This window comes from Paenibacillus sp. FSL H3-0321 (assembly GCF_038002865.1).
In the GTDB taxonomy this organism is placed as follows: domain Bacteria; phylum Bacillota; class Bacilli; order Paenibacillales; family Paenibacillaceae; genus Paenibacillus_AQ.
Map to the genome: position 1 here is coordinate 5,854,401 of NZ_JBBODH010000001.1, position 14,857 is coordinate 5,869,257.

Sequence of the window (14,857 nt, forward strand, 5' to 3'; positions counted from 1 at the left end):
AGCATGCCAGGGGACGTAAACCAGAACATCCCGGGGAGCCAGTCATGCAACATCCCCTCCTGAAGGCAGCTGGGGTCCCTGCTTCATTCGCCCGTAATGTGCCGGAAGGAAGCAGAATGGCCAAGCTGTTCATCGGCATGGATGGCTGGGCCTTGGCTGAGCCGGAGATTTCGGCCAGCCTGAAGCAAGGTTTGGGCCTTCTCCAGGCAGGAGTGGGGCAAACGCTGGAAACTAAAGTTTCGCCGGAAGGATTAACAAGCTGGATGGATGTGTTCCGCGAGCTGCAGGGTGCTGAAATCTGGGCGACCCACGGAGCCTGGATCGAACGGGAGCAGCCGGCTTTTGGGCCTGACATAGCTGCCCGCTTCGCTTGGGCGGCAAGTGTGGCCGGGCAGGATCACAGTTGGGCGCAGTCCCAACGTGACGATATAACGGCCCGGCTGCGTCATTTGCTCGGAGAGGACGGCTGTCTCGTCATCCCTACCGTGCCTGGACCCGCCCCGCTGCGCGGCGGGGACCTGCGGCAGCTGGAATTGAACCGCAGCGGGGCGATGATGCTCAGCTGCATTGCCGGGCTGGCAGGGTTGCCGCAGGTAACGCTGCCTGTGGCGGGTCCCGGCGGGCTGCCGCTGGGATTGTCAGTGATCGGCGGACATGGACAGGATCTCCGCCTGCTCTCATGGGTCCGGCGGTTATGGCAATAAGCGCATGGGAACATAGAACTTCCGGCTCCGCTGTTGGCGGAGAGCGGGAGTTTTTTTGCAAATATAAGACCCCCATGCTGCTGCGCGGCACCACTGAGGAATGAAAATATGGGCGATACTGGGTAGTGGGCTGGCGAAGGTAGGTCGGAAATTCTTGGTGATACGAACCCGCATATAAGACGGACCCCAACGACCCGGTGCATCACAGATTGTTGCTCCCATGGGGAAGCACGCAGGGCAGAATAACCTTAGCATTGGTCTTTGCACCAGCCTTAATCACGGCCAGCAGGTAGGAGAAGCAAAGATGGAAGTACTCATTGAACGTTGCTGTGGACTGGATGTACACAAGAAAAGCATCACAGCATGTATCATTACGCCGAAAGGAAAGGAGATTCGAAGTTTTGAAACACTGACTCGTCGGCTGGTCGATCTGGTGGATTGGATCAAAAGCGAGCGGTGCAGCCATGTCGCGATGGAGAGCACGGGGGATTACTGGAAACCGATTGATAACCTGCTTGAACTGGAAGACGTCAAGCCGGTCGTGGTAAACGCGCAGCATATCAAAGCAGTACCCGGGCGGAAAACGGATGTGAAGGATGCGGAGTGGATTGCAAAGTTGCTCCGGCATGGACTGGTGCAGGGGAGCTATATTCCGGGTCGGGAGCAACGTGAGCTTCGGGAAATCATTCGCTACCGGCGAAGTATAATTGAAGAACGGAGCCGGGAAGTGAATCGTCTGCAGAAGGTGCTGGAGGGTGGGAATATCAAGCTCTCATCGGTGGCGTCCAATGTGCTGGGGGTGTCTGGACGGAGCATGCTGGAAGCCATGATTCAGGGCGAAACGGATCCATCGACTTTGGCGAATTTTGCACAAAAGAAGCTGAAGGCGAAAAAAGAGCAATTGAAGCTTGCCCTTGAGGGTAGCCTGGGTCCACATCAACTGCTCATGCTGGAAAAACAGTTGTCGCATATCGACCAACTGAATGAGCTCATCACAGAACTGGATGAAGAAGTGGAACGCCGGATGTCTCCTTTTGCGGAGGACCTGAAGTTATTGGATACCATTCCCGGTGTTGGTAAACGAACTGCGGAGCAGATTCTGGCAGAAATCGGAACGGACATGACACGGTTTCCAAGCGCGGGGCACTTGTGCTCATGGGCAGGAATGACTCCAGGTCACGATGAAAGTGCGGGAAAGAAGCGATCGGCGAGGACGCGAAAAGGAAATAAAAAGCTGCGAAGCGCACTCGTAGAATCCGCGCGCGCGGCAGGACGAAAAAAGAATACCTACCTGTCGGCCCAATATCACCGGATCGCAGGCAGGCGAGGAAAAAACAGAGCGGCCGTAGCCGTCGGTCACAGCATTTTAGCGATAGTCTATGTCTTGTTAACGCGAAGACAGGCATATAAAGAATTAGGGTTTGACTACTTCGACCAACGAAACCACGAGATGGTGATGAACCGATCCATAAAACGCTTGGAATCGTTGGGGTATCAAGTAAACCTGAGTGAACAATTGGCCTGACAGCCGATTTCAAAAAAATAAAAAACATGGGGTTTGTTTTGGTATGTGTACTTTGGTGTTCTGAAGAAACTTTATTTTCAGGGCAGAATTTATATGCTGCACGCTATATATTATCTTTCTATTTCTCGCTGAAACGGATACCGTCCTTTTGAGGACGGCGAAGCCGTTTCCACTTGTATGCATATTGGACAATGAATGATTTAGGTGTATTCTCTGCAACTATTGGAGCTAATTCAGCCGGAAACCAGAGAATAGATGTAGTCTGTACAACTAAAAACAGTGAATTTGAGTCTTTCGGCTAAAATCAGCTCAAATAGATGTACGGAATACAATTAAAGGCTGCGTGGCGGGAGAAATTCACTATTTAACTGTACAGAGTGCAATTATCGAACATTGAGGAGTCGAAGGGCAGTCAGCTGCTGCAAATCTCATGGTTGCCGTACCCCTGCTGATGCGATAAAACGCATAATGCACAGTAACTGTACAGAGTGCAATTATCGAACGTTGAGGAGCCGAAGGGCAGTCAGCTGCTGCAAATCTCATGGTTGCCGTACCCATGCTGATGCGATAAAACGCATAATACACAGTAACTGTACAGAGTGCAATTATCGAACGTTGAGGAGCCGAAGGGCAGTCAGCTGCTGCAAATCTCATGGTTGCCGTACCCCTGCTGATGCGATAAAACGCATAATACACGGCTACGTTCCCATGATTTTGCAGACGGTCCATAAGCAATAGTTAAAACTTTGCGATCCGTGTTATGTTTTATTACATATATAATCTAAACTTTCACTTTTATCTTTCCATAACGGTTCATTTTATTTATAATGTTACATAAAGTAACATAAATACGGAATTCATTATCTATGAACTTGTATAAGGAGGGGTGGCATGCATCTTACGGTTGAAGAGGCGTTGTCCATTTATCCTTTATCTGAAGCCAGACTGATTGCCGGCTCCAAGGGGAAACACCGGATTATCAAGTCGATTAATGTGATGGATGCCCCTGATATCTCAGATTGGATCAAAGAAGGAGAAATGCTGCTTACAACAGCTTATCTGATCAAGGATAGTCCCCAGGATGCCTCCGCACTGCTGCAGACGCTGAACCGCCGCGGCTCCGCTGGCCTTGGCATCAAGCTGGGCCGTTTCTGGGACGCTGTTCCGGAGAAGCTCGTAGCCGAAGCGGAAATGCTGAACTTTCCGCTGATCGAGCTGCCGTTCCAATTTACGTTCTCGGACCAGATGAACGGCCTGTTTCGCGCCGAGCTGTCGCGCAGCACAAGCGTGCTGCAGAGCATGATGGAGAAGCAACGGAAGCTGATGCGGTTTGCGCTCCGCTCGGGACGCTGCGGTCCGTTATTTGACTCCGTATCCGAGGTGATCGGTTACCCGCTGGCGGTCATCAGTGCCCGGGGCGACGCCATTTACAACAATTCGGAGTATTCAGCGGCGTTACTGCTGGAGGGCTGGCCTTGGCAGAACCGCAATGGGCGCTTCCGCATCGGTGACAAGGTTGGTTTCCGTATCCCGCTGCTGCAAGGGGAGAAATGCACAGGTTATCTTTTATATTGTTCTATTGATCCTCTGCTGCTGCCTGTGGAAGAAAGCCTGTTTGTTCAAGGAGCTGAACTGATTTCTTATCATATTCATGCGGGTTATGAGGACTATTTCGAGCATGCCGAGCACCGGGAGTTCAGTGGACTGCTGCGCCGTTGCCTGAGCGGCGGATTGTCGTGTAACGATCTGTCCCAGGCTGCCGCCAGGCTGGAGGTGACGCTGCTGCAATCCCCTTTCCAGCTGCTGCTAACCGATACGGCCGCCACCGGGGAATCCAGACAAGGCGAATTGCTCCGCCTTAAGGAAGAGTTCATCGAGCATCCGGTACTGAGGGAAATGAAAGCTATTCATGTTGTTGTGGATGAAGGTCTGCTCTCGCTGTACCCTGCGGGTCAGCACAGTCCCGATCAGTTCCGTGAGCTGATCAATGATTGTTTTCATAATCTCAAGTTCGGCAAGGGTTATTATCCTCGGGCAGCTGTGAGCAGCACCAAGGTTAAGCCGGAAGGGCTGAAGGAAGCTTTTGCAGAGGTCAAGGAATGTATGGGTATGGTGCAGCACTGGGGTGCGCACGGAAATGTGGTGCATTACAGACAGCTTGAGCTGAATCTTCTGCTGAGCCAGATACCGGCAGAAACGATGGAGAAATATTGCAACGGCAGCCTGCGCGGGCTGTTGAGCCGGGAGCCGGAATATATCAAGGAAATGCTGCACACGCTGGAGGTCTATCTGGACAATGACGGCCATGTAAACGAGACAGCCAAAAAGCTGTTTATTCACCGCAATACCGCTACCTACCGGATCGAGAAGCTCAGCGAGCTGCTGGATGTCGATTTCAAGAAGATCAATGATTTGATGAGGCTGAAGCTGGTATTCCTGTTCCGCAAAATGCTGGAGCGCGAAACCTGAGCGGCTGTTGCGAATTGTATGCGCAAGAGCCGCCACCCTGAACGGGGCGGAATACGGAGGAGGGAGCGAGCTTTATGAGTACACATGATATTGTACTGCACATCCACGACAATGCTGCCCCTGCGGTGCTTGCAACCCTGATTGGGGTGGAAGGTCATTCTTACCGGAAACCGGGAGCGGCTATGCTGTTTTTTGCAGGAGGAACACTGGGGAGTCTTAGTCCGGGTTGCCTGGAGAGCGACCTGGAGCTTCGTACGCAGGAGGTTTGGGATCGCGGCCTTCCGGAACTGGTGGAGTATGACATGCTGTCTCCCGATGATTTTTCCTGGGGGGAGGCTGTCGGCTGCGGCGGCAAAATCAAAGTGATTCTTGAACCGGTCCGTGGAGAGCTGCGCCGGCTATTGGAAGAAGTATATGTGCGGATGGCCGCAGGTGAGGGCCTGATGCTTTTTCGTGAAGCTGCCGCCGTTGCAGGATACCGGTATACTGTCGAAACTTTCGGCGCTGAACAACAATCTTTTTCTAATCAGAGAAGTGCAGGGGGGAGCTGTCTGGTGAAAAAAGGGCGGAGTCCGCTTCCAGGAACAACGGCAGCGGCCGGTCCGCCCCTCGAACTCTTCAACACTCTATTCGTGCCGAAGCCGCGGCTTATTATCTTTGGCGGTGGACTGGATTCCCGTCCCGTGGCGGACCTTGCGGCAAAATCCGGATTTCGGATTGCCGTCGCCGACTGGCGGGAAGGCAGCCTGCAGCATAAATTTCCCGGGGCCGAACGAGTGATTTGTTCCCCGTCCGAGGCAGCAGCACGTCTTAGAATAACCCGGGAGGATTATGTGTTGATCTGCAGCCATCAATCTCAGCGCGACCGGCAGTTTCTGGAAAGCCTGCTGCCAGTGTCTCCGCGTTATATCGGAATCATCGGCTCCAAGGCCCGGATTGCGCTGTTGGTAGAGGGATTGGAGCCGCCTGCATCGCTGCACGCTCCTGTAGGGCTGTCTATCGGCGCGGAAGGGCCGGAGGAAATTGCAGTCAGTATTGTGGCCGAGATTATTCAAATCAGAAGGGCAGGCTTGCATGAGCTGCCGAAAGGAGTGGAGAGCGTTGAAAGTAGCCGGTATCTATCTGGCAGCAGGGCAGAGCAGACGAATGGGAGTATCCAAGGTGTCACTTCAGCTGTCGCAAGAGGTGTCACTCGGGAGCGTCGCGCTCAGTGAACTGGACCGCTGTGCCCTTTCGCCGTTAATCGTTGTTGTGCGGGCCGATGATGACCTCAAATGGCTGCCTCCAGCCGGTGAGCGGAGTACTAGGCGTACGGAAACCTGCCTGACCGCCCACTTGGGCTTATCCTTTTCCCTGCGCTGCGGGTTGAATGCGATCCTGCCTATGCAGCCTGATGCTGCTATCGTGGCTTTGGCTGACCAGCCGTTTATTACTGCGTCATTGGTGAAGCGGCTGATAGACACTTATGAGCGGAATCCGGGGCTGGACTATATAGCCAGCACCCATAAAGGTCTGGCCATGCCGCCGGCGCTCTTTTCCAAAGAGATGTTCACGGTGCTTCAGGGACTGGACGGCGACAAAGGCGCGGCGGGGATTTTGCGCTCGCCCGATTATAAGGGGATGGTGCTGGAGACAGATTCCGCCCATTGCTTTATGGATGCTGACACAGAAGTGGATTTTGGGGAGATCCGCAAGGAATGGAGCCTTAGGAGTGGAAGCTGACATGGTTTGAGCGGTTTACAGATTGATGTTAGAAATAATCACATATTTTAAGCTTCTTCGACCCCTTTATAGTGCATGAAGCACAAAAAAAGCTAAACTTCTTATAAAATGACACAAACGTATGTTATATAAATTTACGTAGTCTTCAGGTCTCAGTATAGTAGAGATACATTAATGACTGCGGTCATTAGGAGAGATTTCCTGGAGGAGGAGAGTTATGAAAAAAAGGGGTCAGGGATTTACTTTCAGCTTCGTGCTAATGTTCCTCATGGCGTTAGTTCTGGCAGGCTGCGGAAGCAACAACAATGCGGCTTCAAATGCAACAGAAGCACCGGCGGCAACCAATGCGGGTACAACATCAGAGGCGGCAACAACAGAGCCGGCAGCAGAGAAGCCGACGGTTGCTTTTGTCTATATCGGGCCTCCGGGTGACGGCGGTTATACGTATCAGCATGATCAAGGCCGTTTGTACATGGAGAAAGAGCTCGGCATCAAAGCGGACTTCGTAGAGAATGTTCCGGAAAGTGCCGATGCAGAGCGTATCATCACGGAGCTTGCACAGTCCCATGACATCGTATTTACTACAAGTTTTGGATATATGGACTTCACACTGAGTGTAGCGGGCAAGTTCCCAAATGTGAAATTCCTCCATGCCTCCGGCTACAAAACAGCGGAGAACATGGGCACTTACTTCGGAAAAAATTATCAAGCGAGTTATCTGAGCGGTATCGCGGCAGGCAAAATGACCAAGAACAATCATCTTGGCTACGTAGGAGCTTTTCCGATCAGTGAAGTTATCTATAATCTTAATGCATTCACGCTGGGAGCACAGAGTGTCAACCCGGACATTAAAGTGGATGTAGTGTGGACGAATACTTGGTATGACCCGGCAACCGAACGCCAGGCGGCGATCAGTCTTCTGGATAAAGGCGCGGATGTGCTGCTGGCGTATCAGGATTCTCCGGCCACATTGCAGGCGGCCAAAGAACGTGGTGCATTTGCCGGAGGCAATGACTCCGACATGAGTAAGTACGCACCGGACAATTATTTGACCAATCCTGTATGGAACTGGGGTCCTTACTACGTGAAGGCTGTCCAGTCCGTAATGGATGGAACGTGGAAGAGCGGACAATACTCCGGGGATATGGCGGACGGCATGGTAGAGCTTGCGCCGTTTGGCAACAAGGTTCCTGAGGATGTGAAGCAGCTGGTGGAAGCTGCCAAAGCCAAGATCATCAGCGGTGAACTGGATGTGTTCACAGGACCGATCTCCGATAACAAAGGCAATGTTGTGGTTCAGGAGGGCCAAAAGCTGACGCTTGAGGAAGTCCTCTCCATGGAATGGCTGGCCAAAGGCGTAATAGGCACGATCTCGAAATAATTCGTTTTCTACAATTGCATACAGTATGGCCTTATGGGTGGGGCGGGTTCCGGGAAGGGGAACCTTCCCCACCCGTCCTACAAGTATAAGGAAAGGAGCGTCCCACAATGCAGAATCATTCAGTTGAAATGCGCGGAATTGTGAAGAGGTTCGGAGCTGTAACGGCAAGCGATCAAGTCGATTTTTCGGCAAATGCGGGTGAAATTCATGCGTTGCTTGGTGAGAACGGAGCAGGGAAAAGCACGGTCATGAGCATGCTGTCAGGGGTATACCGGGCGGATGAAGGCGAACTTTTCATTCACGGTAAACTGGCCAAAATCCGTTCCCCCAAGGATGCAGCATCCCTCGGCGTAGGCATGGTATTTCAAAATTTCAGACTGGTGCAAAGTCTCACAGCAGCAGAGAACATCGTGCTTGGCGAAAAGTCGTCTTTCTGGCGTGGAAGCAAATGGTTGAAAAATAAGCATTTGGAGATTGAGGCGCTGGCTGAGCGTTTCGGGCTGAAATTTCCGGTAGACTGCCCGATCTGGCAGCTGTCTGTCGGTGAACAGCAACGTGTGGAAATCGTCAAAACGCTGTACCGCGGTGCGGATATCATCATTCTGGATGAGCCAACCTCCGTGTTAACCCCGGGTGAGGCGGAGCAGCTGTTCGAAACGCTGAAGGTGATGAAGCATGCGGGGAAGACGGTGATCATGACTACACATAAAATGAAGGAAGTTATGGCTTCTTCCGACCGTATTTCCGTTATGCGCAAAGGGAAAATGATCGCTACGCTGAACACGGCGCAGACAGATGAACTGGAGCTGGCCCGGTTGATGGTAGGCCGGGAGGTTACGATCAGCCGCCAGGAGCGGGAAGCTACCCAAGGTGAGGCTCTGCTAATTGTACGGAATTTGGACGTCGCTGCCGATCACGGCCGTAAAGCGCTGGACGGCTTGTCCCTGACTGTAAATGAAGGGGAGATCGTAGGGGTCGCAGGTGTTGCCGGCAATGGACAAAAGGAGCTGGCGGAAGTGCTTACGGGACTTAGGACTTGGCGGAGCGGCGAGATTATATTTGACGGCAGTCCGGTAAAAGCGGCTTCGGTGCGGGGCGCAATTGATTCGGGAATATCTCATGTGCCGGAGAACCGGATGAAGAGCGGCCTTGCCGGACGGCTGGGCTCAGTGGACAATCTGCTGTTCAAGTCCTACCGCAGTGAAGAGCACTCCAAACTCGGCTTTCTGAAGGCGGCGAAGAACCGTTCCTGGTCGCGGGAGCTGGTTGAGCGCTTCAATGTGAAAACTCCCGAGCTGGATACGCCAGTCCAGCAAATGTCGGGCGGCAATCAGCAGAAGCTGCTGTTTGCCCGGGAGGTCAGCCACAACCCTAAGCTGATGGTGGCGGTTCACCCGACGCAAGGTCTGGATGTAGGCGCGGCAGCCGGTGTCCATGAACTGCTGATGGAGCTGCGCGGCTCAGGCAGCGGAGTGCTGCTCATCTCGGAGGATCTGGATGAACTGCTGCAATTATCCGACCGGATATTGGTGATTTATAACGGTTCGATCCTTGGGGAAAGTGACCATGAGAATGCAGACAGAGAGAGAATTGGCTTGCTGATGGCCGGGATTCAGAACAGGGAGGAGAGCGCCGTATGAGTCCGAAGAATATAAGCAATGCTGCAGCGCTTGATCCTGTTCCGGCCAAACCGGGCAACCGGTCCAAGCTGCGGCTGGAGTATGATTCAAGCCGAACCCGCTCTCCGTGGTGGACTCCCGTTCTGTCTGTCATTCTGGCCCTGCTGCTTTGCGCGGTGTTTATTGCCGCCAACGGCATGAGCCCCGTGGTCGTATACGAGAAGATGTTCCGCGGTGCTTTTGGCACCTCTTACGGTCTTACCGAAACGATGGTCAAAGCCATTCCGCTGCTGCTCTGCGGACTTGGCATTGCTGTAGCCTACCGGATTTCCGTCTGGAACATCGGCGCGGAAGGACAATTGACGGTCGGAGCGATGGCTGCTACGGCAGTGACGATTTATTTTCCTGATTTGCCTTCGTTCTGGTCCATTTCCTTGATGCTAGTGTTCGGCACTGCCGCAGGTGCGCTCTGGGGGCTGATGACGGCAATTCCGCGGACGCATTTCGGGGTCAATGAGCTGATTACATCCCTGATGCTGAACTACGTGGCCCTGCTTGCTCTTGATTATGTGGTATTCGGGCCCTGGAAAGATCCGAAGGGCTTTAACTTCCCGGGCTCTCCGATGTTTACCGCCGCCCAGTCCCTGCCGGTTCTCGGCACCACAAGGCTGCACATCGGGCTGATCTTCGGCCTTGTCGCTGTGGCTATCTATTATCTGATGATTAAGTTCACCCGCTGGGGTTATGAGCTGCGGCTGATTGGTGCCAATCCGACGGCTGCCCGTTATGCAGGTATCCATATCAAACGCCATATTATTGTCGTAATGCTGATTAGCGGCGGTCTTGCCGGAATTGCCGGAATGGCGGAGGTTTCCGGAGTTACACATAAGCTGATGCAGGGGATTTCTCCGGGTTACGGATATACTGCGATCATTGTCGCCTGGCTTGCCAAGCTGAATCCGCTCGGACTGATTGTCACTTCGATTCTGTTCGGCGGCCTGATTGTCGGCGGCTATAGTGTGCAGACCATCGGACTGCCTTCGTCCATTTCGGAAATGCTGCAGGGCTCGATCCTGTTCTTCCTGATTGCAGGGGATATGATTCACCGTTTCCGCTTCCGCCGGAGCGCATAGCTGTTTCTGCTGAGAGAAGGGAGTTAAGCCATGGATTTCACTACACAGTTATTAATAGCCGCCATTTCCGCCGGAACGCCGCTGCTGCTGGCTACACTGGGAGGCATCTTGAATGAGCGTGCAGGGATTATCCAGCTTGGCGCTGAAGGGCTGATGCTGATGGGAGCGGTAACCACCTGCATCATCTACATCCGCAGCGGAAGCCTGCTGCTGGCTCTGCTCGCAGCGGTGGCCGTCACCGCCTTGCTAGGCCTGGTGCATTCGTTTCTCACCGTCACACTCCGGGCGAACCAGACGATGTCCGGCCTGGCCATGACCTTGTTCGGCAGCGGGCTCAGCGCCTATCTGGGCAAGTCCATCAGCGGATTGCCGCTGCCGGGAACTTCGCCGAAGCTGGATCTCGGCTGGGTCAAGTCAGTCCCGGTGATAGGAGATCTCTTCGGCAGGTTGGATTACTTGACCTGGTTCAGCCTGCTGCTCGTTCTGGTGCTGCATCTGCTGATTCACCATACCTCCTGGGGACTGCATTTACGTGCGGTCGGGGACAGTCCGGCCACGGCGGATGTTATGGGGATCCGCGTGCAGCTGATCCGCTACAGCTACGTGACAGCCGGTGCGGCATTGATTGGCCTTGCGGGTGCGGATATGGTGCTGGCATACGCGCCAACCTGGAATGAAGGCCTCACGGCAGGACGCGGCTGGATTGCCGTCGGGCTGGTGATCTTCGCCAGATGGAATCCGCTGCGTGCCCTCTTTTGCGCTTACTTCTTCGGTGCACTGGATTCGCTTGGTTTCCGCCTCCAGCTGCTCGGCAGCGCAATTCCGCCTTATTTCCTTAAGATGATTCCGTACGTCGTAACGATTCTCGTGCTGATGTACCTCGGTTACCGCAACCGCAACAAACCATCCGGCACGCCGGAGTCACTGGGTACACCTTATATCCGCGAGCAGCGTTTTTGACGCAGCGGCGCTGATTGAATCAGCGAGATGAATATAATGCATGGAAGAAATGCCAACTGGTGAGGAGGCGGAAGTGATGGGAGCTATTTGGAGTGAAAAGCCGGCTCCCCCGGCAGTGCATCAGCCCCGCAGCCTGCAGGAGGCATGGGAGCTGAAGACGATATTAGGCGAAGGAGCCGTATATGTATCCGGCGGAACGCTGCTGCGGACACAATGGGAAGCGGGGACGGCTCCTCTGCCGCAGCAGATGATCGATTTACGGAATATCGCCGGGATGGGTGAAATCGGACTCGCCGAAGATTATTTAACCATAGGTTCTCTGGTTTCGCTGTCGCAATGCCGCGGGAACCTGGATTTGCGGGAGATCGCTCCGGCGGTGCAGGAGGCGGTCCGCAACATCGCCGCACCCGCAGTGCGCAATCTGGCTACACTTGGCGGCAATATATCTTCCGGTTATGGAGATATTCTCCCGGCGCTGCTGGTTTACGATGCCGAAGTGGCCTCCTTTGACGGCAAATTCCTTTCGGTGCAGCCTGTTGAGGCCTGGCTGAAACGCCGCTGGAGCGGGGAGAAGCCGGCAGCTGAACTTCTTGCCGGGATCCGCTTTCCTTCGGCAGGGCATGAACATGGGGAGCAGAGTAAGCTGGAGATCTTTCGCAAGGTGGGGCGGCGGGATGCCTTTACAGCCTCGCTCGTTACCATAGCTGTTGCAGCAAGTCTCGATGCCGCAAGCCGCAGCCTGAGTGGTGTCCGCATTGCAGCAGGCGGAGGTACTGGCAGACCACAGCGGCTTCCGGCGGCTGAAGCGCTTCTGGAAGGTGCTGTCTACAGCGACAGTCTGATGGCTGCAGTGTACGAGGCGGTGGAGAGCAGTTTTGACACATATAGTGATCCTTTTTCCACCGAAGCCTATAAGCGGAAAACCGCGGGCAATCTCATCGTTTCTGAATTGTGGAAGGGCTTGAATGCAGGCGGAGGAGAGTAAACGTTATAGAAAATTAGGTGGATTGGGGTGAGGGGAATGCTGTTGAACAAGGAATCCAGCGGAAGCCGCTGGCGTACACGGCCCGACGGGCAGGGGAAAGTATCCGGCAAGCTGCAGTATTTAACCGACATGAGCGCCGAAGGGATGCTGACCGGACGGGTGCTGCGCAGCCATCAGGCTCATGCCCGTATTCTGTCTATCCGCACGGCAAAGGCACTTGAGGTTCCTGGAGTACATGCGGTCATTACCCATGAGGATGTGCCCGGGCTGAACGGCTTTGGTATTGCCCTGCCGCATCAGCCGGTCTTCTGCAGCGACCGGGTGCGTTATACCGGCGACGCGATTGCCGCTGTAGCTGCGGACAGCGATGGAATTGCCGAATATGCGCTATCGCTGATTGATGTGGACTATGAGCAGCTGCCGCTGCTGGAGGATGCTGAGGAAGCCATGAAGCCCGAGGCGATCCTGCTGCATGAAGAGGGCAATGTGCTTCATCATGCGGAATACCGCAAGGGCGAACCGGCAGCGGCGTTCGCAGGCTGTGCCCATGTTGTAGAAGAGACCTACTGGACGCCGCGCCAGATGCATACGTACATGGAGACCGAAGGCGGATTGTTTATCCCGGAGTCAAACGGAAGGCTTACGGTCTACTCAGCAACACAGCATGGTCTGATGGACCGCAGGCAGCTTTCGCGGATACTGAACCTCCCGGAGGAGGATATCCGGGTCATTTCCAGTCCGATCGGCGGTTCGTTCGGCGGCAAAGACGAGTTGAATGTCCAGCCGTATGGAGCGCTGCTCGCACTGCGGACCCGGCGTCCGGTCCGGCTGCATAATTCCCGCGCGGAATCGGTGCGCGCCGGGCTGAAGCGCCATCCCATGAAGATTACAATGAAGACCGGCTGCGACAGCGAGGGGACGATCATGGCCCATCAGGTGCGGATTATTTCTGATACCGGGGCCTATGCGACACTGGGAGCGGAAGTGCTGAATTTTGCCACGGAGCATGTGGTAGGTCCCTATCAGATCTGCCATGTGGAGGTGGAGGGCTTTGCGGTATATACGAACAATGGTGTATCCGGTGAATTCCGCGGCTTTGGCGGCAATCAGGCGATCTTTGCCCTGGAAGGCCAGGTAGACCGCCTCGCTGAACGGCTGAATCTGGATCCGTGGGAGCTGCGCCGCCGGAACTTGCGGCGCTACGGCGATCCAGGGCCGCTTGGGCAGGAGATCGCCCAGACGCACGGGGCGATGCAGGTGTGGGAGGCGCTGGCGGCATCTCCGCTGATGCAGGAAGCGGAGTTGCCTCATACTGGAGCTGATGATTCAGAGGCTCCGGGTACTCCGGCTGCGATGCCGAAGGAGCCGTGGATTGTGACCGGAACCGGCGCGGCGATTGCCATGCACGGTGCAGGCCTCGGTTACGGCATTCCCGATCCGGGAGGCGGACGGCTGTCGCTGGCACTGGACGGCAAGATCGAGGCGGTCTTCGGCTACGAGGAATTCGGCCAAGGGCTGATAGCGACAATGGAGCAGATGCTGATCGAGCAGTACGGATTTGCCGCAGATGACCTTAGGATTGTCATTGGCGATACGGATGTAGTGCCGGACAGCGGCTCCAGCACTGCTTCCCGCTCCACAAGCATGATGTGGATGGCGCTGAAGCGGCTGCATCCGGATTTTACAGCCCGGCTGCTGGAAGCTGCAGCGGCCAGGACGGGAGCAGCGGTTGAAGGCTTGAAGCCCGGCCCCGGAGGAATCCGGCATAAGGATGGCGGGCTGCTGCTGTCCTATACGGAGCTTGCGCGCAGCATCACAGAGCCGATTGTCTGTGAGACAGTGTTCAAATATCCGACCACCAAGCTGGAACGGGTGGGTGCCCATTTTCTGTACACGTATTCCGCCATCGCGGTTAAGGTGGAGATCAATCTGCTGACCGGCCGGGTCCGCGTGACCGATCAGTATCATGCGGTAGCGGCCGGTCCCGTTGCCAATCCGCAAGGCTATCTGGGACAGATTGAAGGCGGCAGCAGTATGGCCATCGGCTTTACATTAACGGAAGATGCGGTGATGGCTGGCGGCAGCTATGTAACGAAGAACATGGATACGTATCTGGTTCCTACGATTGTCGATATGAACGGCAGCATCCAGGTGCAGCCGATTGAAGATTTACCGGAGCATGATACTTACGGCCCCCGCGGCATTGGGGAAGTCGGTTCGGTCAATCTGGCCCCCGCAGTCGCTTCTGCTGTATTCCAGGCGGTTCGCAAACGGGTCAACCGGCTGCCGATCGAGTCCGAATGGCTGCAGGCTACGCCGTTTATTCCGCAGAAGGCGGTGAAGACGCATGTCGGATAAC

11 protein-coding genes are annotated in these 14,857 nt (G+C 54.7%); all 11 read left to right on the forward strand.

Annotation, left to right across the window (positions count from 1 at the left end; all coding sequences use genetic code 11):
• The first annotated feature begins 263 nt into the window (after positions 1-263).
• The 11 genes from MHI45_RS26260 to pucD all read left to right on the forward strand — a co-directional run bounded on the left by MHI45_RS26260 (position 264) and on the right by pucD (position 14,856).
• On the forward strand, positions 264-704 hold the full coding sequence (locus MHI45_RS26260) for an amidase family protein (protein ID WP_256718196.1): 441 nt from the start codon (positions 264-266) through the stop codon (positions 702-704).
• A gap of 304 nt (positions 705-1,008) precedes the next feature.
• A complete protein-coding gene (locus MHI45_RS26265) occupies positions 1,009-2,229 on the forward strand; it encodes an IS110 family transposase (RefSeq protein ID WP_076114666.1) in 1,221 nt (406 codons plus the stop codon).
• 891 nt (positions 2,230-3,120) lie between these two features.
• Entirely contained in the window at positions 3,121-4,698 is a 1,578-nt protein-coding gene (locus tag MHI45_RS26270) for a PucR family transcriptional regulator (protein ID WP_076114154.1), read from the forward strand.
• Between the two features lie 74 nt (positions 4,699-4,772).
• Positions 4,773-5,912, forward strand: coding sequence for an XdhC family protein (locus tag MHI45_RS26275; protein ID WP_076114155.1), 1,140 nt, complete (start codon positions 4,773-4,775; stop codon positions 5,910-5,912).
• Complete coding sequence (locus MHI45_RS26280; protein WP_256718269.1) at positions 5,860-6,420, forward strand: NTP transferase domain-containing protein; 561 nt, start codon at positions 5,860-5,862, stop codon at positions 6,418-6,420. The genes MHI45_RS26275 and MHI45_RS26280 overlap by 53 nt, the downstream gene beginning before the upstream one ends.
• Positions 6,421-6,637: 217 nt before the next feature.
• Positions 6,638-7,801 (forward strand): BMP family ABC transporter substrate-binding protein, encoded by a 1,164-nt coding sequence (locus MHI45_RS26285; protein ID WP_076114158.1) that lies wholly within the window; start codon positions 6,638-6,640, stop codon positions 7,799-7,801.
• Positions 7,802-7,908: 107 nt separating this feature from the next.
• Positions 7,909-9,441 (forward strand): ABC transporter ATP-binding protein, encoded by a 1,533-nt coding sequence (locus MHI45_RS26290; RefSeq protein ID WP_076114159.1) that lies wholly within the window; start codon positions 7,909-7,911, stop codon positions 9,439-9,441.
• Positions 9,438-10,553, forward strand: coding sequence for an ABC transporter permease (locus MHI45_RS26295; protein ID WP_076114161.1), 1,116 nt, complete (start codon positions 9,438-9,440; stop codon positions 10,551-10,553). Before MHI45_RS26290 ends, MHI45_RS26295 begins: the two co-directional genes overlap by 4 nt.
• 30 nt (positions 10,554-10,583) lie before the next feature.
• A complete protein-coding gene (locus MHI45_RS26300) occupies positions 10,584-11,513 on the forward strand; it encodes an ABC transporter permease (protein ID WP_038587328.1) in 930 nt (309 codons plus the stop codon).
• A 76-nt stretch (positions 11,514-11,589) separates the two neighbouring features.
• Positions 11,590-12,498, forward strand: coding sequence for an FAD binding domain-containing protein (locus MHI45_RS26305; RefSeq protein ID WP_076114162.1), 909 nt, complete (start codon positions 11,590-11,592; stop codon positions 12,496-12,498).
• A 36-nt stretch (positions 12,499-12,534) separates the two neighbouring features.
• Positions 12,535-14,856 carry a xanthine dehydrogenase subunit D gene (gene pucD / locus MHI45_RS26310; RefSeq protein ID WP_341119841.1) on the forward strand — a complete coding sequence of 774 codons (2,322 nt, stop codon included), beginning with the start codon at positions 12,535-12,537 and terminating at the stop codon, positions 14,854-14,856.
• Position 14,857: the final 1 nt, after the last annotated feature.

Bases quoted from the DNA above. Each gene is read 5' to 3' on its own strand.
- MHI45_RS26260 (WP_256718196.1), top strand. From the start codon at position 264: ATGGATGTGTTCCGCGAGCTGCAGGGTGCTGAAATCTGGGCGACCCAC.
- MHI45_RS26265 (WP_076114666.1), top strand. From the start codon at position 1,009: ATGGAAGTACTCATTGAACGTTGCTGTGGACTGGATGTACACAAGAAA.
- MHI45_RS26270 (WP_076114154.1), top strand. From the start codon at position 3,121: ATGCATCTTACGGTTGAAGAGGCGTTGTCCATTTATCCTTTATCTGAA.
- MHI45_RS26275 (WP_076114155.1), top strand. From the start codon at position 4,773: ATGAGTACACATGATATTGTACTGCACATCCACGACAATGCTGCCCCT.
- MHI45_RS26285 (WP_076114158.1), top strand. From the start codon at position 6,638: ATGAAAAAAAGGGGTCAGGGATTTACTTTCAGCTTCGTGCTAATGTTC.
- MHI45_RS26290 (WP_076114159.1), top strand. From the start codon at position 7,909: ATGCAGAATCATTCAGTTGAAATGCGCGGAATTGTGAAGAGGTTCGGA.
- MHI45_RS26295 (WP_076114161.1), top strand. From the start codon at position 9,438: ATGAGTCCGAAGAATATAAGCAATGCTGCAGCGCTTGATCCTGTTCCG.
- MHI45_RS26300 (WP_038587328.1), top strand. From the start codon at position 10,584: ATGGATTTCACTACACAGTTATTAATAGCCGCCATTTCCGCCGGAACG.
- MHI45_RS26305 (WP_076114162.1), top strand. From the start codon at position 11,590: ATGGGAGCTATTTGGAGTGAAAAGCCGGCTCCCCCGGCAGTGCATCAG.
- pucD (WP_341119841.1), top strand. From the start codon at position 12,535: ATGCTGTTGAACAAGGAATCCAGCGGAAGCCGCTGGCGTACACGGCCC.